Below are 20,900 nucleotides of genomic sequence, written 5' to 3' on the forward strand. Positions count from 1 at the left end.
ACCGCGTTTATCCAGGAAACACGCGTTATCGTTGACGTTCTTCGCGAGCAAGCTCGCTCCTACAGTAACCCTGCTTCGGCTGACCAAAAGGAGTTCGTCTACCCCATGGCCGTTCCAGATGACTCACCCAGCGACGAATCGCTGCTGGCCCGCTACCGCACTGGCGACGCTGCTGCGTTCGAAGCCTTGTACGCCCGGCACCGCCAGGGCCTGTACCGCTTCCTCGTATCCCTGTGCAACAAACCCGAACTGGCCGAAGAAATCTACCAGGACACCTGGCTCAGCCTGATCCGCAGCACCACCCAGCCACAAGGCCGGGCGAGTTTTCGCACCTGGTTGTTCCAGATCGCGCGCAACCGCCTGATCGACCACTGGCGCAAACACGGCCTGCACAACCCGCTGCACGACAGCTACGACGAGTTGCTGCACGCCCAGCCCGACGACAGCGCCGGCCCCGAACAGCGACTGAGCCTGAAACGCGACCAGGCGCGCCTCGACGCCGCCGTGCAAGCCTTGCCCGAAGACCAGCGCGAAGTCTTCCTGCTGCGCCTGCACGGCGACCTCGAAGTCCCGCAAATCGCCACCCTCACCGGCGCCCCGCTGGAAACCGTTAAAAGCCGCTTGCGCTACGCCCTGCAGAAATTGCGGCGCTTGCTGGCCGACGAGGTAACTGTATGACTGAAGCCCGAGACCCGAACGATCCGCGCGACGAAGCGCTGATCCAGCACTATCGCCAGAACAGCGCCGGCGAACCGCCCGCATTCCTGGACACATTCATTCTCAACGCCGCCCGCCGCGAAGCGCCTGCCCCCAAGCCCAGCCTGTGGCAACGCTGGCTGCGGCTGTGCCAGCAACCGCGTTGGCAGATGGCATTCGCCAGCGTGGCCGGTGTGGCGCTGCTGGTGGGTGTGATCACACGCACCCCCGAACTTGCCCCGGTGCAAAACACCCGCCTCGCCGCCCCGGCCACGTTTTCCGCGCCTGCGCCCATGAGCGCGCCGCCGCGCGCCGAGTCGTTCAGCGCCGAAATGAACAGCGATGCCTTGCCCCAAGGCAAGCTGGCCAAGCGCGCAGTGCCGCAGCCGCTGGAGCAGGGCTTGCAGGACGTGTTGCGCCTGCGTGCGGCAGGCGATGATGCAGCGGCGGCGGCGAAGCTTGCCGAATTGCAAAAACGTTTTCCTGCGCAAAATCTTGAGGAGCGGCTCAAGGCATTGCAGTCTCAGTGATCCCTTGGCGATGGCATCGCGCGATACCATCGCCAGTCTGGGTGAAAGGGGTCATAAGCATATGAATTTATAGTCAGTAGCGGGGCGTGTAATTACTGCTAAGTTAATCGCCGAAAAGACATCATTGTCCCTGCTGGCTGGCCTGGAGAGCTGTTGCTTCATACAAGGAGTTCCCATGTTCACAGCAGCATTGATCTACATCCTGGCGGTGATAAGCCCGGGCCCCAACTTCATAATTGTCAGCCGCTTCGCCTCGCTGGGCTCGGTGACCACCGGGATCGGCGCGACGCTGGGCATCTGCACGGTGGGCGTGTTTTTCTCGACCCTCTCCCTGCTCGGCCTGGCGGCCTTGTTGCACCAGTACCCGGCGTTTTCCAAAGTCGCCACGTTATGCGGTTCGGCCTACCTCCTGTACATCGCCTACAGCATCATCAAAAGCGTACTGGCCAAGCACACCGGCACCGCCGAAAGCACCGGCCCGGGCGTGACCAGTTTCGCCAAGGCCTACCGCGTGGGCGTTATCACCAATATCAGCAACATGAAAACTATCGCTTTCATGATCAGCATCTACGCCGGCTTTCTATCCGTGCCGCGCTCGGACATCGACAAAGTCCTGGTGGTGCTGCTGTGCTCGACCCTGGAAGTGATCTGGTACTCCGTGGTGGCGCTGCTGTTCGGCCAGGGCCCGATCAAGGCACTGTTTCTCAAATACACCCGGCAGATCGACGTAGGGCTGGCCGTGTTCCTGGTGGCGTTTTCACTGAACAACGCCATTCCTGTGCTGATAGCCAGTCGATGAGGCCTGGCCATGGAATGGAATGCGTTGCTCAAGGACGTGGAAGACTGCCGGCTCACCTCCCGAGGCCAAGCCCTGGTGGACGTCGCCCTGGCGGCTTAATCCTGCCTGCGACGCCAAGCCACTGTCGACGGCACACCGACAACCCTCAGCGGCAGCGTGCTGGTGAGCGCCGGCGAAGGGTTTTCGCCAGCGTGCTCGAGGCCGCCAGCCGCTTCACCTCGCAGCACCCAGGCTGCTCCGTAGAACTACAGATCACCACCGACTTCCACAAAATAGTACGAGGCGTGGCCGACATCGCCATACGCACCGCTCACCTGGGCGAACCCTCTTTGATCTACCGAGGGCTCGGCAAACTCGTCTAAGGCGTCTTCGCAACCGCCGAATACCTGCAACGATTTCCCGCGCTAACCCCTGCCACCGCCGCCAGTATCGCCTTGCTGCCACCGCTGGACCTGCTACCGCAAATGCGCGCCGCGAAAGCTGCGGGGCTGGACCATGCGCCGATTGGGGTGAGTTCGTTTGCGGTACAGCTTGAGTCGGTGAAGCGTGGAGATGGGTGTGGCGGTGCTGCCGCGTATTTTGGCGACGGGGTTGAGCGAGGTTTTCCCGGAGATAGCACTGCCGCCGATGGAGATTTATCTGGTTACACGGCCACAGGCGTTGAAGCAGGTGCATATTCAGTGTTTTTTTTGCAGCGTTGGAGCGGGTGTTGCGCGATGAAATTTCTAGGCTGGATAAGTAGCGCTTTCCATCGTGGGAAGACAGACGTGACCCATCTCACTGCTTGACTTCAGCGCCCGTGTTGCCTTTATCAAGCTACCCGTTGTCAGCCAGTCCGTTATTTGAGGTACGAGGTAATACGCGTACACGTCTTGCTGGTGACTTTCGGCAGCCGATGTGCCGCCGCAGGCCGTGCCGCTTGGATAATGCAGTGTTCCTTATGACCATCTCCGTAAACCATCACTGCCGAGGTGGTAGAGGTACCATCTTCGTTCAAATACGTTGTGACATTTTCACTGCTCTCTGGGCGTTTATCAGGGCCGCCATAGGGATCAGGGGTCACAGGAGACTCGGCCGCATAGGTAGCCTGGGCGAGCAATAGAAATGTGAATGTGCAGATGAATTTCACAATAAGTCCTTCGACAGGGTTGGCGGTTCAGTAAATACGATCTGGGGCTGCTATGCAGCTTAGACCGCGAAACCCCATAGGAAATTTTCCCCGCTTTCTCGGCTTGCCTCTCAGCCACCCCATACGAACTCGGTCCGCAAAGGACGGGCTCACGGGAGCTTCTACCTCATAAGTGGAGCGAATCACACTCGGACTGGATTGGTGGGCGCTTCGTCTCGAATAGGGCCATTCCAAGCGATGGGTGAGAGTAGAAATACTGTGATAAGAAAAGCTACCTGTGACAAGTAGAACGGCTCCATCCACTGCTGCTTCAATGCGACGTAAAAGGTGTTATGAGCGACGTCGGCCAAAATAATCGCTGCCGTAAGCACGATTCCGGCTCTTGGTTTGATGAATAGTAACAGTGCTGCAAGCGGGTCAAAAAACGTAAGCGCCCCCCAGAAAATACGGCTAGCCAAGTAAGTGCTAGGCCCGTATCCGTAGTCCCAGAGCAATCCATGCGAAACGTCTGCACGGATGTGATTAGCGGTTGCGATGAAAAGGCAGCATGCGAACAAAGCTCTTACGGCGAATGACAATCTTGACATGGGTTATCTACATTCGTGGTCTATGCCCTGCATGATAGCGGGACCGATAAACGGCGCCAGCAGTAGCAAAGGCCCGATGCACTGCACCGGGCGCAGGCGCTTTGCGCTCGAGCCTACAAGCGAATTTCGCTGGATCCGCCTCTTGATGAGAGGAAATCATGCAAGCAGCGGGACACACAACCACACTGAACCCGGCCACTGCGCCGGGTTGTTGCTTTTATGGGGCTAAGGCGTTACCAGCTTCTGGGCTTGTTTCTTGTCCTCAAGCTGAAACATGACGATTACGGCTAGCGAGGCTACGGTAAAGACTCCCAGGCTCATAAAATTCATCAGGAGCAGAAAAAAATCGAGTCGAGTCATCGGCTCGCTACTGATGACGAACTCCACCATTTTCCAGATGCCAGTCGCGACAAGCACAAAGCAGGAAAAATATACCCACCCTCTGTAGACCTTGCGCCGTATCCAGGTCCAGACGCTTCGGAATTTTTCTTTTGCTTCATCAGATGCCTGTACCCATGCCAATACGAAACCGGGCACGCCAATGACGGTAATCAACAAACTTATAGCGCCGATGACAACGCTGAGTAGGTCAAGTGGGTTCATTTGAACTCTCCAAAAAATCAGCAATTACATGCGATGAACGTTCGATTAACGCGCGGGCGAAAAAACAGATTCGCCCCATATCACCGATATCAAACGGGAAATGGTATGACAAACGAGCGGCAAGCGCTTACTGAGATGCCGGTCTGGACGGTGATCCTACTGTCCCATGTCGCCGGGATTTCCGGCGAGGCATGGCGGGCCGACAAAGCGGGGTGAGCGGGTAGTCTTTGGTTCGCCGCTTACTACTCCGCTCCGGGGCCTGCGTGGTCTTCGGGCTTTCCACCATGATGTTATTGCACGCTTCGGGGATGTCGGTCCTGACTGCGGGCTAGTATCGGATGCCTTAACGCGATGGCTGGTGCCGATGTCGCTATAGGGTTGTACGAGCGCTGGGCAGTACAGCGGTTAGGTATACGGAGCGTTAAATAAGTGAAATCCTACTTGTTGATTGTTTTATGACGGGTTGGGGCAGCTAAATGAAATGGTTGCTGTTATATAATTGGAGGTTTGTAGTAGCGATATGGTGCATGGCTCATCGTTGACCATTTTAGGGAAGGAATTGGCAAGTGACAGGCTGATGCGGTCATTGTTTACATTTCCAGCGATGTAACCTGAGCCGATGCTCGACATACCAAATCTAACTCTGTTTTTAACAAGTTCGGCTGTTTGGCCCTCCCTCAGCGTGAACTGGGTTGATTCGCTTAGGCCTTTGCGCAGCTCCTGCTTGAGCGTGTTTACCGTTATCCGTGGAGCGCCACGAGCGCACAAGAAGCGGCCCGCCATAGACCGAGGCAGTGATCTGCAGGTGGGTATCTTGCCGCCGGAGCTGTCGCTGTAGAGGTGGAAGCCGGCCGACTCATGCCCAAGCAGGTCAGCAGAGGCCCCGTAAAGGCCACAGAGACGACAAACGCCAAGTGGTGATTACCAACGCACAGCGAGTCGATTTGCTGTCTTGGCAAAGGTAAAGCGTTGTCGTGCCAACCCAGGCGCGTCATCAATCGTGCGCGCTGGGCGCTGTCGAAGCCGCCGAGATTATTCCGCAGGTAGTTGCGGGCATTGCGTCGTGACCGGCTTCCGGCACGGCGAAGACCCATGTCATCCAGCACGCGAGCACGTTCTCGCCGAAGTCACCTTTCATGGTTTGGTCTGGAATGTTCCAGCGCTTGTTGGCGCCGTCCGGGTCATCGGGCTCGATCAACAAGTCCCAGTAGTGGCCCTTGTCGTCGCGATTACAGGCGACGGATAGCCAGAAACAAGAAAGCCCGCACAGGGCGGGCTTCTTGGGGTGTTTCGTAGATTGTCTGAGACAACCAGAAACCAGTATGTGGTGCACCCGGCGGGATTCGAACCCACGACCCCTGCCTTCGGAGGGCAGTACTCTATCCAGCTGAGCTACGGATGCTTGTGCGGGCGACATCATACCCATGTCGACCTTGGGCGTCCATGCCGGTCTTCGGGCGTTTATGCGTAGGAATCCGCCGTGTGCAGGCTCTGGGCCGGGCGCCACCGATCAGTGCGGTGAAACCAAGTGCAACTACGCTGATCAGAGAAGCCTGACGGATGTGCCGTTTTTGTTCTTTTTTTCGAACATCCTATTGCCCTGTACCCCCATTGATCCTAGGATTCGTTTGAGATTTCAAACGCTCTGTCTCCCGTGCGCTCTATATTGATGTTGCGCACCGAGGCTGATTTCCCTGACGGCAGCCCACCAGGCGCCTTTCAACAACTCTAATTCGCTCCGCGTGCGCGCGGTGCTGTTAAGGAAAGCCGACATGCAGCTCAAAGATACCCAGTTGTTCCGCCAGCAAGCCTTTATCGATGGCGCTTGGGTCGATGCGGACAATGGTCAGACCATCAAGGTCAACAACCCGGCCACGGGCGAGATTCTCGGCACCGTGCCGAAGATGGGCGCCGCGGAAACCCGCCGCGCCATCGAAGCTGCCGACAAGGCCCTGCCGGCCTGGCGTGCACTCACCGCCAAGGAGCGCGCCAACAAGCTGCGCCGTTGGTTCGAACTGCTGATCGAAAACCAGGACGACCTCGGCCGTCTGATGACCCTCGAGCAAGGCAAGCCGCTGGCCGAAGCCAAGGGCGAAATTGTCTATGCCGCGTCCTTTATCGAGTGGTTCGCCGAAGAAGCCAAGCGCATCTACGGTGACGTGATCCCCGGCCACCAGCCCGACAAGCGCCTGATTGTGATCAAGCAGCCGATCGGCGTGACCGCTGCCATCACCCCGTGGAACTTCCCTGCGGCGATGATCACCCGTAAAGCCGGCCCGGCCCTGGCTGCCGGTTGCACCATGGTGATCAAACCGGCCTCGCAGACCCCGTTTTCGGCCCTGGCCCTGGTTGAGCTGGCACACCGTGCCGGTATTCCCAAAGGCGTGCTCAGTGTGGTCACCGGCAGCGCCGGCGACATTGGCGGCGAGCTGACCAGCAACCCGATCGTGCGTAAATTGTCCTTCACCGGCTCCACCGAGATCGGTCGCCAGTTGATGGCCGAATGCGCCAAGGACATCAAGAAGGTCTCCTTGGAATTGGGCGGCAACGCGCCGTTCATCGTGTTCGACGACGCTGACCTGGATAAGGCCGTCGAAGGCGCGATCATTTCCAAATACCGCAACAACGGCCAGACCTGCGTCTGCGCCAACCGCCTGTACATCCAGGACTCGGTCTACGATGCATTCGCGGAAAAACTCAAGGTGGCCGTGGCCAAGCTCAAGATCGGCAACGGTCTGGAAGAAGGCACCACCACGGGTCCGCTGATCGACGAAAAAGCCGTGGCCAAGGTCCAGGAACACATTGCCGACGCTCTGAGCAAAGGTGCCAAGCTGCTGGCCGGTGGCAAGGCAATGGAAGGCAACTTCTTTGAGCCGACCATCCTCACCGACGTGCCGAAAAACGCCGCCGTGGCCAAGGAAGAAACCTTCGGCCCGCTGGCGCCGCTGTTCCGCTTCAAAGACGAAGCCGATGTGATCGCGATGGCCAACGACACCGAGTTCGGCCTGGCGTCGTACTTCTATGCGCGTGACCTGGGCCGTGTGTTCCGTGTGGCTGAAGCCCTGGAATACGGCATGGTCGGCGTCAACACCGGGTTGATCTCCAACGAAGTGGCGCCGTTCGGCGGCATCAAGGCTTCGGGCCTGGGCCGTGAGGGTTCCAAGTACGGGATCGAGGATTACCTGGAAATCAAATACCTCTGCCTGGGTATCTAAGCCGGGAAGGGATCGCAGCAAACGCAGAGGGCACGAGAGCGCTGTCCCTTTGCGTGTTTCACACCGTTATTCGCAGTGGCCGGGAAAGCTGTGGCAGTCGATCATCGCATGCTGCCGTAGTTGCCTCCCCGCCACCTATCCTTGAGCCACGCCGCCCGATGAGCGGCGAATGAGGACTTTATGAGCAAGACCAACGCTTCCCTGATGAAACGCCGCGAAGCCGCTGTACCGCGCGGTGTTGGCCAGATTCACCCGATCTTCGCCGAATCCGCGAAGAACGCCACCGTGACCGACGTTGAAGGTCGCGAGTTCATCGACTTCGCCGGCGGTATCGCCGTGCTCAACACCGGCCACGTGCACCCGAAAATCATCGCCGCTGTGACCGAGCAGTTGAACAAGCTGACGCACACGTGCTTCCAAGTCCTGGCCTATGAGCCTTACGTGGAACTGTGCGAAAAAATCAACGCCAAGGTCCCAGGTGATTTCGCCAAGAAAACCCTGCTGGTCACCACCGGTTCCGAAGCGGTGGAAAACGCCGTGAAAATCGCTCGCGCCGCCACCGGCCGTGCCGGCGTGATCGCCTTCACCGGCGCCTACCATGGTCGCACCATGATGACCCTGGGCCTCACCGGTAAAGTCGTGCCTTACTCGGCCGGCATGGGCCTGATGCCGGGCGGCGTGTTCCGTGCGTTGTTCCCGAATGAACTGCACGGCGTGAGCGACGATGACGCCATCGCCAGCATCGAGCGCATTTTCAAGAACGATGCCGAGCCGCGTGATATCGCTGCAATCATCATCGAGCCGGTGCAGGGCGAGGGCGGTTTCTACGTCGCGCCTAAAACCTTTATGAAGCGCCTGCGCGAACTGTGCGACAAGCACGGCATCCTGCTGATCGCCGACGAAGTGCAAACCGGTGCCGGCCGTACCGGTACTTTCTTCGCCATGGAGCAGATGGGCGTTGCCGCCGACCTGACCACCTTCGCCAAATCCATCGCCGGTGGCTTCCCGCTGGCCGGTGTGTGCGGCAAGGCCGAATACATGGACGCCATTGCTCCAGGCGGCCTGGGCGGCACCTACGCCGGTAGCCCGATTGCTTGCGCTGCCGCGTTGGCAGTGATGGAAGTGTTCGAAGAAGAGCACCTGCTGGACCGCTGCAAGGCCGTGGGCGAGCGCCTGGTGACCGGCCTCAAGGCCATCCAGGCCAAATACCCGGTGATCGGTGAAGTGCGTGCCCTGGGTGCGATGATTGCGGTGGAGCTGTTTGAGGATGGCGACAGCCACAAGCCGAACGCCGCGGCCGTTGCAGCGGTGGTGGCCAAGGCGCGTGACAAGGGCCTGATCCTGCTGTCCTGCGGTACCTACGGCAACGTGTTGCGCGTGCTGGTGCCGCTGACCTCGCCGGATGAGCAATTGGACAAAGGCCTGGCAATCATCGAAGAGTGCTTCGCCGAGCTTTAAGCGCTGACCCCCTGTGGGAGGGGGCTTGCCCCCGATAGCGGTGTGTCAGTTGATGAATATACCGGCTGACACACCGCCATCGGGGGCAAGCCCCCTCCCACATTTCGAACAGTGTCAGGCTGCAATCACGCGGTTCTTCCCCTGACGCTTGGCTTCATACATCGCCGCATCGGCGCGGCCGAACAGTCTGTCCAGGGTTGAGTCATCTTCGCGCAGGCTGGTCAAACCCTGGCTGACCGTCACGGTAAAGGCGTGGCCTTCGACGCTGAAACTCAGCGCCTGGATTTCCCTGCCCAGTCGCTCTGCCACCTGCAGGGCCATCTCCGGGGCGCAACCGGGCAGTACGGCGGCGAATTCTTCGCCACCGATGCGCCCGAACAGATCGCCACGGCGCAACACGCCACGCCCGCTCTCAGCAATACGCCGCAGCACCTGGTCGCCTTCCAGATGGCCGTAGGTGTCGTTGATGTCTTTGAAATCATCGATGTCCAGCAGCAGGAACGCCAGCGGCGTGCCCTGCGCGCAGGCGCTGTCGAAGGCCTGGTTGGCGAGTTCGAAGAAGTGCCGGCGGTTGCTGCTCTGGGTCAACACATCGGTGGTGGCCAGGCGATGCAGCTCCAGCTCCAGGTGCTTTTTTTCGGTGATGTCCTCCGCCATGCCCACGACGATCAGCGGCTTGCCCGGCTCGGCCTGCTGGTTGATATAGCATTTGTCGCTGAGCCAGCGGATCTGCCCGTCGAGCGTGACGATGCGGTATTCGCGGTCTTCCACGGCGCCCTGTTCCAATACGCGGGCCAGGCTGTGTTCGGCGTAGTCGAGGTCTTCGGGGTGAATGCTGTTGCGCCATTCCCGATGGTCGGCCAGCAGCAAACCGGCGCTGCGGCCGAATATCCGCTCGTAGGCCGGGCTGACATACAGCACGCGACGGGTCTCCCAATCGATGGCCCACAACACGGCATTCACGCTCACCAGCAGCGAGCTGAGCAGTTGCTCACGCTCACTCAGGCGCTCGACCTCACCCTGGGCATGCATCAGCGCCAACAGCGTCGAAGCCGCCGCCGGGCGCGGTGGCTGGGCAGTGGTCACATCAGGCGTGCAGGGCTTTTCGTGAACCATCGGAACAACTCTCTCTGGGCGCGCCGCAGGATGGAACAGCGGTCACTACAAGGGGTCACCATGATGGCGAAGTGTTCTTTGAGAGAGGGGAATTGCAGTGAAGTTCCGTGATCGGGCTCGATTGACGGTGCCCGGAAAATGGCGTCAGAAAGCCACTGTGCGGGAGGGCGAGCCCTCCCGCAGTCGCGTCAGACCCCGGCGGGGCGCAGTGAATAGGTCTTCAATTGGTGGGCAAAATCGCGCAGGGATTGGATACCGCTGGCTTCGGCTTCGTGTACCCATTCCTTGATCGCAGCCAGCATGTCATGGCCGTTGGTGCTGGTCTTGAGCCAGATCTGCTGCAGTGCCAGACGCTTTTCGTAGATCACGCTCAGTGCCTGGCTGTGTTCCAGCATGCTTTGAATGCGCACATGGTGGCGATCGCTCAGCAGGCTGGTTTCCCGCGACAACAGGCGCTTGGCGCGGTGGAACTGGTGGCGGACCGAGTGATCGACTTTCTCCAGCTCCTGCTTGACCAGGGGGCCGATGACCAATTTGCGGTATTGGGCCATGATCTGGAAGCGGTTGTTGAGGATCGCCATCGCGGTGTCCATGTCCAGGTGACCCTTGCCTTCGACGCGGTGGGCGATGGGCGCGACGCGCTGCACCTTGGCCAGGCGCAGGAAGCTGAACACCTTGATCCAGGCCCAGCCCAGGTCGAACTCCCATTTCTTGACCGACAACTTGGCCGAGTTGGGATAGGTGTGGTGGTTGTTGTGCAGCTCTTCGCCGCCGACGATGATGCCCCACGGCACCAGGTTGGTGGCGGCGTCGCGGCATTCGAAGTTGCGATAGCCCACGGCATGGCCCAGGCCGTTGATCACGCCGGCGGCCCAGAACGGAATCCACATCATCTGGATCGCCCAGATGGTGATGCCGATGGTGCCGAACAGCAGCAGGTCGATCACGCCCATGAGCGCCACGCCCAGCAGCGGGAAGCGCGTGTAGAGGTTGCGTTCGATCCAGTCGTCCGGGCAGTTCTTGCCGTAGATGCGCAGTGTCTCCGGGTTTTCCGCCTCGGCGCGGTACAGCTCGGCGCCTTTGCGCAGCACGGTGGACAGGCCTTTGATCACCGGGCTGTGCGGGTCATCGACGGTTTCGCATTTGGCGTGGTGCTTGCGGTGGATAGCGGTCCACTCGCGGGTGTTTTGCGCCGTGGTCAGCCACAGCCAGAAGCGGAAGAAGTGTTTCAGGCCGGCATTGAGCTCGAGCGAGCGATGGGCTGAATAACGGTGCAGATAGACCGTGACCCCAATAATGGTCACGTGGGTCATCAACAGCGTGACTGCCACCAGTTGCCAGGCTGACAGGTCAAGAAAACCGTTGTACCACATAGGCTGTATGGCCCTCAGATAAAGTAAAGAACAGCTCACGCATTATCACTAAGCCTACAGAGAAAACCAGCCGCCCTTTCAGATAGGAGTGACTGGATGTTTCTTATTCTATAATCCTCAGCCTTCGTAGGGCGATTCTGTTTTTTGGTAAGGATTACTGACCATATGCTGTTTACATACCGAGGAGCCCTGCGTGCGGGGCTGGTATACCTGCTGATTTCCATCGTATGGCTCAGGCTCAGCCACCACTTATTGATCAACTTTATCGATGAACCCGAGGCCCTGGCGCATTGGCTGCAACTGCGCGGCTATGTCTGGGCAGGCCTGAGCGCGCTGGCTATCGGCCTGATGGGTGTGCGTTTCGCCCGTGTCCACCAACTGCAACAACCCCTGAAAGAAAACCATGAGCGCCTGCAACAGGCCGCTGCGGTGTTTGATTGCACCCGCGAAGGGGTGCTGGTCACCGACGCCCGTGGCCTGATCGTGCACGTCAATCGGGCATTCATGGAGATCACCGGCTACCGGCGCGAAGACGTCATGGGCAAGCCACCCAGCCTGTTCAAGTCCGGCCGCCATTCGTCGAATTTTTATCGGCAGATGTTCCAGACCCTTGAGCGCGACGGCGAATGGAGCGGCGAAATCTGGAACCGACGCCAGAGCGGAGAAATTTATCCACAGTGGCAAACCATCCGCGTCATCCGCGATGAAAGAGGCCACATCAGCCACTATGTCGCCGTGTTCTCGGACATCAGCGCCATCAAGGACTCCGAACACGAACTGGCGCACCTGGCCCATCACGACCCGCTGACCGACCTGCCCAACCGCCTGCTGTTCACCGATCGCGCCGAGCAGGCCCTGGCCTCGGCGCAAGTGCACAAGCGTGGCTGTGCTTTGCTGCTGCTGGACCTGGACCACTTCAAGATCATCAATGACAGCCTGGGCCACAACGTGGGCGATCAGCTGCTCAAGCTGGTGGCCGAGCGTCTCGAGGGGCTGTTCAGGCCCGGGGTGACCCTGGCGCGCCTGGGCGGCGACGAGTTCGCGGTGTTGGTGGAGAGTTGTCCACAGGTGATGCAGGCGGCTGCCATGGCGCAGCGCATGCTCGATGCCATGAAGGAGCCGTTTGTGTTTGACGGCAACCAGCTGTTTATCAGCGCCAGCATCGGCATCAGCCTGTTCCCCAGCGATGCGCTGAGCGCCGAGCAATTGTTGCGCAACGCCGACTCGGCCTTGTTCAAGGCCAAGCACGCCGGGCGTGAAGGCTACGCCCTGTATACCGAGGAGCTGACCGCCCACGCACAGAACCGTGTGGAAATCGCCAGCGAACTGCGCCGCGCCCTTGAGCAGCAGGAACTGCGCGTCTATTACCAACCGGTGCACGGCCTGCAGGACAGCCGCCTGATCGGCGTCGAAGCGCTGGTGCGCTGGCAGCACCCGGAACGCGGCCTGGTGTCGCCGGGCGAATTCATCCCCATCGCCGAGCGCACCGGGTTGATCGCCGACATCGACGCCTGGGTGATGAACCAGGCCTGCCGCCAGATGTGCCAGTGGCTGGCGGACGGCGCACCGTTGGGCTTTATCGCCGTCAACGTGTCCAGCCGGCTGTTTGCCCGGCGCGAACTCTACGAACACGTGGGCCAGGTCCTTCACGATACGGGCCTGGACCCGGCTTACCTTGAGCTGGAAGTCACCGAAAGCGCGGTAATGGACGACCCGGAAGTCGCCCTCGAACAACTGCACCGCCTGCGCGAGCTGGGTTTGCGCCTGGCCATCGACGACTTCGGCACCGGCTATTCCTCGCTGCTGCGCCTCAAGCGCCTGCCGGTGCAGAAACTCAAGATCGACCAGGGCTTTGTCGCAGGCCTCCCGTGGGATGAAGACGACGCCGCCATCGTGCGGGTGGTCATCGCCCTGGCCAAAAGCATGGGCATGCAGGTGCATGCCGAGGGGATCGAGCAGGTGGAGCAGGCCCGCTTCCTGCTGGACCAGGAATGCGACATGGGGCAGGGGTATTGGTTTGGCAAGCCGGTGCCGGCCCAGGAGATAGAGTGGACCCGAGCACCCCCCATCCAGAGTTGAAATGCAGTCAAAATGTGGGAGGGGGGCTTGCCCCCGATGGCAGTGTGTCAGCCAAGAGTGACTAACCTGATACACCGCTATCGGGGGCAAGCCCCCTCCCACATTGGAACTGCACAAGGCTTTATTTCGGTGCTGTGGTTCAAAACCCACACGCAACCCCACGCCCCACCAGAAAATTCTTTCTGGTTATATAAACATTCTTAAATAGTATTTTTAAGAATATCCGCGCTTATCTACTATCGCTCTCACGCCGCAAGCAGTGCCGCCACTGCCAGGCACTATTCATTTCAGGAGCGAGACCATGAGCGCATCTCTACGTAGCGTCGACGGCCAGGACGAAGCAGCCATTTTGCGTGAGATCCAGAGCGCCCTGCGCGATCTGCGGTTTGGCGCGGTGGAAATCACCGTACACAACGCGCAAGTGGTACAGATCGAACGCAAGGAAAAATTCCGCCTGCAGAACCCGGGTAACAAACCCGCCTAAGAATAAGCCACCAGTAGGAGCGAGCTTGCTCGCGAAAAACGCCAACGATAACGCAGCGCATCAGGTTTAACGCGGTGCTCTTGGGTTTTTCGCGAGCAAGCTCGCTCCTACAGGGTTGCGCCAACATAAGAATTTCAGGAGCTTCTATGTCGTCGATTCGCCGTTATGCCCTGGCCGCGCTGGCCAGCGCCGTGTTTGCCGGTTCCGCCGTTGCCAAGGACTACGAGTTGCTCAACGTCTCGTACGACCCCACCCGTGAGCTGTACCAGGACTACAACGCTGAGTTCACCAGCTTCTGGAAACAGTCCCACCCGGGCGACAACATCAAGATCCAGCAATCCCACGGTGGTTCGGGCAAGCAAGGCCGCGCGGTGATCGACGGCCTGCGCGCCGACGTAGTGACCCTGGCCCTGGCCGGCGACATCGACGAAATCGCCAAGCTGGGCAAGACCCTGCCGGAAAACTGGCAAACCCGCCTGCCGGATGCCAGCACCCCGTACACCTCGACCATCGTGTTCCTGGTGCGCAAGGGCAACCCCAAAGGCATCAAGGACTGGGGCGACCTGATCAAGAACGACGTGTCGGTGATCACGCCTAACCCGAAAACCTCCGGCGGTGCGCGCTGGAACTTCCTCGCCGCCTGGGCCTATGGCCTCAAGACCGGCGGCAGCGAAGCCAAGGCGCAGGAATACGTTCAAGCGCTCTTCAAGCACGTGCCGATCCTCGACACCGGCGCGCGCGGTTCCACCATTACCTTCGTCAACAACGGTCAGGGCGACGTGCTGCTGGCCTGGGAAAACGAAGCGTTCCTGGCGCTCAAGGAAGACGGCGGCGCGGACAAGTTCGACATCGTCGTGCCGTCCCTGTCGATCCTCGCGGAGCCGCCAGTGGCCGTGGTCGACAAGAACGCCGAGAAAAAGGGCAACACCGAAATCGCCACCGAATACCTCAAGCACCTGTACAGCCCGGCCGGCCAGGAAATTGCGGCGAAAAACTTCTACCGCCCACGCGATGAGAAAGTCGCCGCCAAATACGCCCAACAGTTCCCTAAACTGGACCTGGTTACCATCGACAAAGACTTCGGCGGCTGGAAAACTGCCCAACCGAAGTTCTTTAATGACGGTGGCGTGTTCGACCAGATCTACACGGCGCAATAAACCAAAGTACCTGTAGGAGCGAGCTTGCTCGCGAAGGTCGTCAACGATAACGCGTACATTCTGAATGAGCGCGGTGCCCTTGATTCTTTCGCGAGCAAGCTCGCTCCTACAGTGGTTTCTACCCTTTAACCAAGGACTCTTATGTCGCGTCGTATTTCCCCCGTCATACCCGGCTTCGGGCTGACGCTGGGCTACACCGTGGTGTACCTCAGCCTGATCGTACTCATCCCCCTGGCGGCGATGTTCGTACACGCCGCTCAACTCACCTGGGATCAGTTCTGGGCCATCATCTCCGCACCGCGCGTGCTGGCGGCGTTGAAACTGAGCTTCAGCACCGCGTTGTACGCCGCGCTGATCAACGGCGTGATCGGCACCCTGCTGGCCTGGGTGCTGGTGCGCTACACCTTCCCCGGACGCAAGATCATCGATGCGATGATCGACCTGCCGTTCGCCTTGCCCACCGCCGTGGCCGGTATCGCGCTGACTGCGCTGTATGCGCCCAACGGGCTGGTGGGCCAGTTCGCCGCCGACCTGGGCTTCAAGATCGCCTATACGCCGCTGGGTATCACCCTGGCGCTGACCTTCGTGACCCTGCCGTTCGTGGTGCGCACGGTGCAGCCGGTACTCGCCGACATCCCCCGGGAAGTCGAAGAAGCCGCCGCGTGTCTGGGCGCCAAGCCATTGCAAGTGTTCCGCCACATCCTGGTGCCTGCGTTGCTGCCGGCCTGGTTGACCGGTTTCGCCCTGGCCTTCGCCCGTGGCGTCGGTGAGTACGGCTCGGTGATTTTCATCGCCGGCAACATGCCGATGAAAACCGAGATCCTGCCGTTGCTGATCATGGTCAAGCTCGACCAGTACGACTACCGCGGCGCCACCTCTATCGGTGTGCTGATGCTGGTGGTTTCCTTTGTCCTGCTGCTGCTGATCAACTTGTTGCAGCGGCGCATCGAACGTCCATAAGGAGGCGCGGAACATGTCCCAATCGTCTATTTCCGCTGCGTCCTCGGCCAACGCCGCCCGGCGTGGCAGCGCGGCCTCGCGACGTATCCTGATCGGCCTCGGCTGGCTGGTGTTCGCCCTGTTCCTGCTGCTGCCGCTGTTGATCGTGGTGTCCCAGGGCCTGAAGAACGGCCTCGGCGCGTTCTTCACCGCGATCCTTGAACCGGATGCGCTGTCGGCGCTGAAACTCACGGTGATCGCCGTGGTGATCTCGGTGCCGCTCAACCTGGTGTTTGGCGTCAGCGCCGCGTGGTGCGTGAGCAAATATTCATTCCGTGGCAAAAGCATCCTGGTGACGCTGATCGACCTGCCGTTCTCGGTGTCCCCGGTGATCGCTGGCCTGGTCTACGTGCTGATGTTCGGCGCCCAGGGTTTCTTCGGCCCCTGGTTGCAGGACCATGACATCCAGATTGTGTTCGCCTTGCCCGGCATCGTGCTGGCGACCATCTTCGTCACCGTGCCGTTCGTGGCCCGTGAGCTGATCCCGCTGATGCAGGAGCAGGGCACCCAGGAAGAAGAAGCCGCGCGCCTGCTCGGTGCCAACGGCTGGCAGATGTTCTGGCATGTCACCGTGCCGAACATCAAGTGGGGCCTGATCTACGGCGTGGTGCTCTGTACGGCGCGGGCCATGGGTGAGTTCGGCGCGGTGTCGGTGGTGTCCGGGCATATTCGCGGCGTCACCAACACGCTGCCGCTGCATGTCGAGATTCTCTACAACGAATACAACCACGTCGCCGCCTTCGCGGTGGCCAGCCTGTTGCTGATCCTGGCGCTCTTCATCCTGCTGCTCAAGCAGTGGAGCGAGAACCGAATCAACCGCCTGCGCAACAGCGCCGGTGAGGAATAAGTCATGTCGATCGAAGTCCGTAATGTCAGCAAGAACTTCAACGCCTTCAAGGCCCTGGACAGCATCAACCTGGATATCCAGAGTGGCGAGCTGGTGGCGTTGCTCGGCCCGTCCGGCTGCGGCAAGACCACCTTGCTGCGCATCATCGCAGGGCTCGAAACCCCGGACGCCGGCAGCATCGTGTTCCACGGCGAGGACGTTTCCGGCCACGATGTGCGTGATCGCAATGTGGGCTTTGTGTTCCAGCACTACGCGCTGTTCCGTCATATGACCGTGTTCGACAACGTCGCTTTCGGCCTGCGCATGAAGCCGAAAAACCAGCGCCCCACCGAAAGCCAGATCGCAAGCAAGGTTCACGAGCTGCTGAACATGGTGCAGCTCGACTGGTTGTCGGATCGCTACCCGGAACAACTCTCCGGCGGCCAGCGCCAGCGTATCGCCCTGGCCCGCGCCCTGGCGGTGGAGCCCAAGGTGCTGCTGCTGGACGAACCCTTCGGCGCCCTCGATGCCAAGGTGCGCAAGGAACTGCGCCGCTGGCTGGCGCGCCTGCATGAAGATATCAACCTGACCTCGGTGTTCGTGACCCACGACCAGGAAGAAGCCATGGAAGTCGCCGACCGTATCGTGGTGATGAACAAGGGCGTGATCGAGCAGATCGGCTCACCGGGCGACGTCTACGAAAACCCGGCCAGCGACTTTGTGTACCACTTCCTGGGCGACTCCAACCGCTTGCATCTGGGCGAGGACAAACACCTGCTGTTCCGCCCGCACGAAGTGTCGCTGTCGCGGCATGAGCTGGAGGATCATCATGCGGCCGAGGTGCGGGATATCCGGCCGCTGGGTGCGACGACTCGCGTGACCCTCAAGGTCGAAGGCCAGCCCGAGCTGATCGAAGCCGAAGTGGTGAAGGACCACGACAGCCTGACCGGCCTGACCCGTGGCGAAACCCTGTTCTTCAAACCCAAGGTCTGGCAAAAAGCCTGAGCACACCCCGGAACCCCATGTGAAAACCGGGCCAATGTGGGAGGGGGCTTGCCCCCGATAGCAGTGGATCAGTCAGAATATTTGTCACTGACACACCGCCATCGGGGGCAAGCCCCCTCCCACATTCAGATTCCACTTGGCTTGAGATCGCGCCGTGCCATCGGGCCTGAGCGTTGCTCAATCTGCTGCTTCAATGCCTGGCGCATCCCCAGCAGAAACGCCAGCTCCGCCACCACAAACAACGGCCCCACAATCAGCCCCGACAGGTCATCCACAAAGGCCGGCTTCCTGCCTTCGTAGTAATGCCCGACAAACTGAATCACCCAGCCCACCACAAACATTCCGATACCGCTGCTCAACCACACTGTCGTGCTCTGCGCCGCCAGCACGTGCCCGGCCCATACCGACAAGCCCATCAGCAGCGTCATCAACCCCCCCAGGGCCAGTTCAAGACGCAGGTAAAACCACGCCGAAAACAGCGCCAGCACTACCGCCGGGGAAATCCACAGCGCGGCCACCGTCCATTCGGGGCGTGACAGCAGCACGGCGACCGCCACTACGATCAAGGGGATGCCGATGAAATGGCTGGCGATATTGCGTGGGTCGCGGTGGTAGGCGGCGTATTGACTGAGGTGGTCGACGAGGCTTTTCATTGTTGTTCCTCCTGTAGGATGTTTGATCATGCCCTGTCAGTCGGCGCCTAACTGTCAACTGGGCGACAATCTTCGGAGTTCCCATGGACACAGGCACATGGCACGCGCATTTGGCCAGCGGCCACTGGTTTGGCCACCTGCCTGCACACTTGCAGCGTAGCCTGCTGGCGGCGGCGCGGTTGCGCACGCTGACGGCGGGGCAGTTTCTGTTCAAGCGCGGCGATCCGCCGTGTGGCCTGTATGCGGTACTGGAAGGGGCGGTGCGCATCAGTGCGGTGAATGCCCAGGGCAAGGAAGCGGTGCTGAGCCTGGTGGAGACGCCTTACTGGTTCGGCGAGATCTGCCTGTTCGACAACCTGCCGCGCACCCACGATGCCCTCGCCATGGGCCCTTGCACGCTGGTGCAGGTGCCGCAGGCGGCGATGCTCGGCATGCTCGAGCGGCATCCGGCGTATTGGCGAGATGTGGCCCTGTTGATGAGCCACAAACTGCGCCTGTCATTGATCAATATCGAACAGATGAGCCTGATGCCCGCGTCGGCGCGCCTGGCCCATCGGCTGCTGATGATTGCTCAAGGCTACGGTGAGCGGTCGCAAGCGCGCCGGGTATTGCAACTGCCCCAGGAGGACCTGGCGGCGATGCTCGGCCTGTCGCGCCAGACCACCAACAGCCTGCTCAAGGCGCTGGAGCAACAGGGCATTCTTGGCTTGAGCTACGGCGCCATCGAGATTCTCGACCTCAATGGCCTGCGCCTGGCTGCGGGACTATGAACCGCGATAGGTGGAGAAGCCGTAAGGGCTGAGCAGCAGCGGGATGTGGTAGTGCTGATCGGCCTGCTTGACCTGGAAAATCACCGGTACTTCGGGGAAAAAGGTTTCGCGGTTGGCTTGCTTGTAATAGTCGCCGGTCTTGAACACCACGCGGTACTCGCCCGGTTTCATGCTGCGATCAGCGGGAAACAGTTCGGCGATGCGCCCCTGCTGGTTGGTCACGCCCTGGGACAGCGATTGCCATTGATCGCCCACGTGTTCTTCCAGGGTGACGTTGACGCCGGCGCTCGGCAGGCCGTTTTCCAGGTTGAGCACATGCACGCTGAGCGGGTTGCCGGCGGCCATGGCCAGGGTGCACAGGCCGCTCAGGCTGAGGGCGGCGAGGGTGATGCTGAGGGTTTTCATCGAGAAGTCCTTGTGACATAGGTGGAATCAAGGGGTGATTTTCAGGCCCAGTTGCTCGGCGGCCTGTACCGCGCAGGCTTCGTCCTGCGCGGCGCCGCCGGCACCGGCGATGCCCAGCGCGCCAACCAGCTCGGCGTCGGCGAACAGCGGAACGCCACCGCCGAGCAACAGCAATTCGGGCAAGCTGTTAAGGTTGGCGGCTTCGGGGTTGTTGCGTGCGCGCTCGGCGAACAGCCGGGTCGGGGTTTTGCTCGACAGCGCCGTGTAGGCCTTGCGCTGGCTGGCGAGGCTGTTGTGCGGGCCGACGCCGTCGGCGCGCAGGCTCAGCAACAGGTTGCCGCCCCGGTCGAGCACGGTCAGCGCGGCGGTGCAATGCGCCAGGCCGGCATCGGCCAATTGGCGCGCGGTGCGCAGGTCCAGCTCGGCGTGGCGTGGCAGTTGGGGTGTGGCCTGGGCGGCAGTCGCCACAGCGAGGCTCAGGAACAAGGCAGTGCGAAACATGGTGAAGGCTCCAGAAGGCAGGCCGTCACGGTAGCCAGTGGACGTGGTCAAAAGCCGCACAATTTGATGACAGGTTTGTAATCAAACCCAGAGGTAAGGCATGCAGGTGTTGTTAGTGGAAGACCAGCCGCAACTGGCGCAACGCATGGCCCAGGGCCTGAGCGAAGCCGGTTTCGGCGTGGAAGTGGCGGCCAACGGCATGGCGGCGCAGCGCTTTGTGGAAAGCACCGAGTACGACCTGGTGATCCTGGATGTGATGCTGCCGGGCCTGAATGCCTGGAAGTTGCAGCAGGCGATTCGCCAGCGCGGAGAAACGCCGGTGCTGTTCCTGACCACGCCTGATGGCATTGAAGATCGGCTGCGTGGGCTGGAATTGCATGAGGATGATTACTTGCTCAAGCCGTTTGATGCCAAGGTGTTGGTGGCGCGGGTGAGAAAATTGTTGCGGCGTGATCGGGGGCGGTGATTGATCCGGGATTTGCAGAGCCTCAAAGACCGCTATCGGGGGCAAGCCC

19 protein-coding genes, 1 tRNA gene and 3 pseudogenes are annotated in these 20,900 nt (G+C 60.5%); 15 read left to right on the forward strand and 8 right to left on the reverse strand.

Going from position 1 to position 20,900, the window contains the following annotated elements; all coding sequences use genetic code 11:
• Positions 1–105 precede the first annotated feature (105 nt).
• From TU82_RS22045 to TU82_RS28215, 4 genes and pseudogenes are all read left to right on the forward strand, one after another.
• Entirely contained in the window at positions 106–678 is a 573-nt protein-coding gene (locus TU82_RS22045; RefSeq protein WP_057725336.1) for an RNA polymerase sigma factor, read from the forward strand.
• Positions 675–1,226, forward strand: coding sequence for a hypothetical protein (locus TU82_RS22050; RefSeq protein WP_057725337.1), 552 nt, complete (start codon positions 675–677; stop codon positions 1,224–1,226). Before TU82_RS22045 ends, TU82_RS22050 begins: the two co-directional genes overlap by 4 nt.
• A gap of 175 nt (positions 1,227–1,401) precedes the next feature.
• The gene (locus tag TU82_RS22055) at positions 1,402–2,025 is read left to right on the forward strand and encodes a LysE family translocator (protein WP_057725338.1); all 624 of its coding nucleotides are present in this window, start codon (positions 1,402–1,404) and stop codon (positions 2,023–2,025) included.
• Positions 2,026–2,055: 30 nt separating this feature from the next.
• Positions 2,056–2,767, forward strand: a pseudogene (locus TU82_RS28215) (LysR substrate-binding domain-containing protein); the annotation flags it as partial.
• A 1,199-nt stretch (positions 2,768–3,966) separates the two neighbouring features.
• Here TU82_RS28215 and TU82_RS22065 read toward each other — a convergent pair.
• Positions 3,967–4,344 carry a hypothetical protein gene (locus tag TU82_RS22065; protein WP_057725340.1) on the reverse strand — a complete coding sequence of 126 codons (378 nt, stop codon included), beginning with the start codon at positions 4,342–4,344 and terminating at the stop codon, positions 3,967–3,969.
• Positions 4,345–4,449: 105 nt separating this feature from the next.
• Here TU82_RS22065 and TU82_RS22070 point away from each other — a divergent pair.
• Positions 4,450–4,773, forward strand: a pseudogene (locus TU82_RS22070) (phage holin family protein).
• A 286-nt stretch (positions 4,774–5,059) separates the two neighbouring features.
• Here the strand turns inward: TU82_RS22070 and TU82_RS28220 are convergent.
• Positions 5,060–5,584: pseudogene (locus tag TU82_RS28220) on the reverse strand (DUF927 domain-containing protein); the annotation flags it as partial.
• An 85-nt stretch (positions 5,585–5,669) separates the two neighbouring features.
• Positions 5,670–5,746 (reverse strand) — tRNA-Arg (locus TU82_RS22075).
• Between the two features lie 370 nt (positions 5,747–6,116).
• On the opposite strand from TU82_RS22075, the gene gabD reads away from it, so the two are divergent.
• Together gabD and gabT are read left to right on the forward strand one after the other, a co-directional pair.
• The gene (gene gabD, locus TU82_RS22080; RefSeq protein WP_057725341.1) at positions 6,117–7,559 is read left to right on the forward strand and encodes an NADP-dependent succinate-semialdehyde dehydrogenase; all 1,443 of its coding nucleotides are present in this window, start codon (positions 6,117–6,119) and stop codon (positions 7,557–7,559) included.
• Positions 7,560–7,739: 180 nt separating this feature from the next.
• Positions 7,740–9,017, forward strand: a complete 1,278-nt coding sequence (gene gabT, locus TU82_RS22085) for a 4-aminobutyrate--2-oxoglutarate transaminase (RefSeq protein ID WP_057725342.1) — start codon at positions 7,740–7,742, stop codon at positions 9,015–9,017.
• A gap of 114 nt (positions 9,018–9,131) precedes the next feature.
• On the opposite strand, the gene TU82_RS22090 is transcribed toward gabT, so the two are convergent.
• Complete coding sequence (locus TU82_RS22090; protein WP_057725343.1) at positions 9,132–10,133, reverse strand: sensor domain-containing diguanylate cyclase; 1,002 nt, start codon at positions 10,131–10,133, stop codon at positions 9,132–9,134.
• 188 nt (positions 10,134–10,321) lie between these two features.
• Positions 10,322–11,506: a delta-9 fatty acid desaturase DesA gene (desA, locus tag TU82_RS22095; RefSeq protein WP_057725344.1), complete on the reverse strand. Its 1,185-nt coding sequence runs from the start codon at positions 11,504–11,506 to the stop codon at positions 10,322–10,324.
• A gap of 165 nt (positions 11,507–11,671) precedes the next feature.
• Here desA and dibA point away from each other — a divergent pair, with 165 nt between their 5' ends.
• The 6 genes from dibA (at position 11,672) to TU82_RS22125 (ending at position 18,056) form a co-directional block, all read left to right on the forward strand.
• The gene (dibA, locus tag TU82_RS22100) at positions 11,672–13,585 is read left to right on the forward strand and encodes a phosphodiesterase DibA (RefSeq protein WP_057725345.1); all 1,914 of its coding nucleotides are present in this window, start codon (positions 11,672–11,674) and stop codon (positions 13,583–13,585) included.
• Between the two features lie 301 nt (positions 13,586–13,886).
• Entirely contained in the window at positions 13,887–14,069 is a 183-nt protein-coding gene (oscA, locus tag TU82_RS22105) for a sulfur starvation response protein OscA (protein ID WP_010565387.1), read from the forward strand.
• Between the two features lie 146 nt (positions 14,070–14,215).
• Positions 14,216–15,226: a sulfate ABC transporter substrate-binding protein gene (locus TU82_RS22110; protein ID WP_057725346.1), complete on the forward strand. Its 1,011-nt coding sequence runs from the start codon at positions 14,216–14,218 to the stop codon at positions 15,224–15,226.
• A gap of 141 nt (positions 15,227–15,367) precedes the next feature.
• Positions 15,368–16,186: a sulfate ABC transporter permease subunit CysT gene (cysT, locus tag TU82_RS22115; RefSeq protein ID WP_057725347.1), complete on the forward strand. Its 819-nt coding sequence runs from the start codon at positions 15,368–15,370 to the stop codon at positions 16,184–16,186.
• A 13-nt stretch (positions 16,187–16,199) separates the two neighbouring features.
• The gene (gene cysW, locus TU82_RS22120; RefSeq protein WP_057725348.1) at positions 16,200–17,072 is read left to right on the forward strand and encodes a sulfate ABC transporter permease subunit CysW; all 873 of its coding nucleotides are present in this window, start codon (positions 16,200–16,202) and stop codon (positions 17,070–17,072) included.
• A 3-nt stretch (positions 17,073–17,075) separates the two neighbouring features.
• Positions 17,076–18,056: a sulfate/molybdate ABC transporter ATP-binding protein gene (locus TU82_RS22125; RefSeq protein WP_057725349.1), complete on the forward strand. Its 981-nt coding sequence runs from the start codon at positions 17,076–17,078 to the stop codon at positions 18,054–18,056.
• A 125-nt stretch (positions 18,057–18,181) separates the two neighbouring features.
• On the opposite strand, the gene TU82_RS22130 is transcribed toward TU82_RS22125, so the two are convergent.
• On the reverse strand, positions 18,182–18,709 hold the full coding sequence (locus TU82_RS22130) for an Mpo1 family 2-hydroxy fatty acid dioxygenase (protein ID WP_057725350.1): 528 nt from the start codon (positions 18,707–18,709) through the stop codon (positions 18,182–18,184).
• A gap of 83 nt (positions 18,710–18,792) precedes the next feature.
• On the opposite strand from TU82_RS22130, the gene TU82_RS22135 reads away from it, so the two are divergent.
• The gene (locus TU82_RS22135; RefSeq protein ID WP_057725351.1) at positions 18,793–19,479 is read left to right on the forward strand and encodes a Crp/Fnr family transcriptional regulator; all 687 of its coding nucleotides are present in this window, start codon (positions 18,793–18,795) and stop codon (positions 19,477–19,479) included.
• On the opposite strand, the gene uraH is transcribed toward TU82_RS22135, so the two are convergent.
• Entirely contained in the window at positions 19,474–19,884 is a 411-nt protein-coding gene (gene uraH, locus TU82_RS22140) for a hydroxyisourate hydrolase (RefSeq protein WP_057725352.1), read from the reverse strand. The two genes, TU82_RS22135 and uraH, sit on opposite strands and share 6 nt — an antisense overlap.
• Positions 19,885–19,911: 27 nt before the next feature.
• The gene (locus TU82_RS22145; RefSeq protein WP_057725353.1) at positions 19,912–20,385 is read right to left on the reverse strand and encodes a GlcG/HbpS family heme-binding protein; all 474 of its coding nucleotides are present in this window, start codon (positions 20,383–20,385) and stop codon (positions 19,912–19,914) included.
• A gap of 100 nt (positions 20,386–20,485) precedes the next feature.
• Here TU82_RS22145 and TU82_RS22150 point away from each other — a divergent pair, with 100 nt between their 5' ends.
• Positions 20,486–20,851 (forward strand): response regulator, encoded by a 366-nt coding sequence (locus tag TU82_RS22150; RefSeq protein ID WP_057725354.1) that lies wholly within the window; start codon positions 20,486–20,488, stop codon positions 20,849–20,851.
• Positions 20,852–20,900 lie beyond the last annotated feature (49 nt).

It is taken from the genome of Pseudomonas orientalis (assembly GCF_001439815.1).
In the GTDB taxonomy this organism is placed as follows: domain Bacteria; phylum Pseudomonadota; class Gammaproteobacteria; order Pseudomonadales; family Pseudomonadaceae; genus Aquipseudomonas; species Aquipseudomonas orientalis.

Bases quoted from the DNA above. Each gene is read 5' to 3' on its own strand.
- gabT (WP_057725342.1), top strand. From the start codon at position 7,740: ATGAGCAAGACCAACGCTTCCCTGATGAAACGCCGCGAAGCCGCTGTA.
- TU82_RS22145 (WP_057725353.1), bottom strand. From the start codon at position 20,385: ATGTTTCGCACTGCCTTGTTCCTGAGCCTCGCTGTGGCGACTGCCGCC.
- desA (WP_057725344.1), bottom strand. From the start codon at position 11,506: ATGTGGTACAACGGTTTTCTTGACCTGTCAGCCTGGCAACTGGTGGCA.
- TU82_RS22065 (WP_057725340.1), bottom strand. From the start codon at position 4,344: ATGAACCCACTTGACCTACTCAGCGTTGTCATCGGCGCTATAAGTTTG.
- TU82_RS22130 (WP_057725350.1), bottom strand. From the start codon at position 18,709: ATGAAAAGCCTCGTCGACCACCTCAGTCAATACGCCGCCTACCACCGC.
- TU82_RS22045 (WP_057725336.1), top strand. From the start codon at position 106: ATGGCCGTTCCAGATGACTCACCCAGCGACGAATCGCTGCTGGCCCGC.
- TU82_RS22055 (WP_057725338.1), top strand. From the start codon at position 1,402: ATGTTCACAGCAGCATTGATCTACATCCTGGCGGTGATAAGCCCGGGC.
- oscA (WP_010565387.1), top strand. From the start codon at position 13,887: ATGAGCGCATCTCTACGTAGCGTCGACGGCCAGGACGAAGCAGCCATT.
- TU82_RS22150 (WP_057725354.1), top strand. From the start codon at position 20,486: ATGCAGGTGTTGTTAGTGGAAGACCAGCCGCAACTGGCGCAACGCATG.
- dibA (WP_057725345.1), top strand. From the start codon at position 11,672: ATGCTGTTTACATACCGAGGAGCCCTGCGTGCGGGGCTGGTATACCTG.
- TU82_RS22090 (WP_057725343.1), bottom strand. From the start codon at position 10,133: ATGGTTCACGAAAAGCCCTGCACGCCTGATGTGACCACTGCCCAGCCA.
- uraH (WP_057725352.1), bottom strand. From the start codon at position 19,884: ATGAAAACCCTCAGCATCACCCTCGCCGCCCTCAGCCTGAGCGGCCTG.
- cysT (WP_057725347.1), top strand. From the start codon at position 15,368: ATGTCGCGTCGTATTTCCCCCGTCATACCCGGCTTCGGGCTGACGCTG.
- TU82_RS22135 (WP_057725351.1), top strand. From the start codon at position 18,793: ATGGACACAGGCACATGGCACGCGCATTTGGCCAGCGGCCACTGGTTT.
- gabD (WP_057725341.1), top strand. From the start codon at position 6,117: ATGCAGCTCAAAGATACCCAGTTGTTCCGCCAGCAAGCCTTTATCGAT.
- cysW (WP_057725348.1), top strand. From the start codon at position 16,200: ATGTCCCAATCGTCTATTTCCGCTGCGTCCTCGGCCAACGCCGCCCGG.
- TU82_RS22110 (WP_057725346.1), top strand. From the start codon at position 14,216: ATGTCGTCGATTCGCCGTTATGCCCTGGCCGCGCTGGCCAGCGCCGTG.
- TU82_RS22050 (WP_057725337.1), top strand. From the start codon at position 675: ATGACTGAAGCCCGAGACCCGAACGATCCGCGCGACGAAGCGCTGATC.
- TU82_RS22125 (WP_057725349.1), top strand. From the start codon at position 17,076: ATGTCGATCGAAGTCCGTAATGTCAGCAAGAACTTCAACGCCTTCAAG.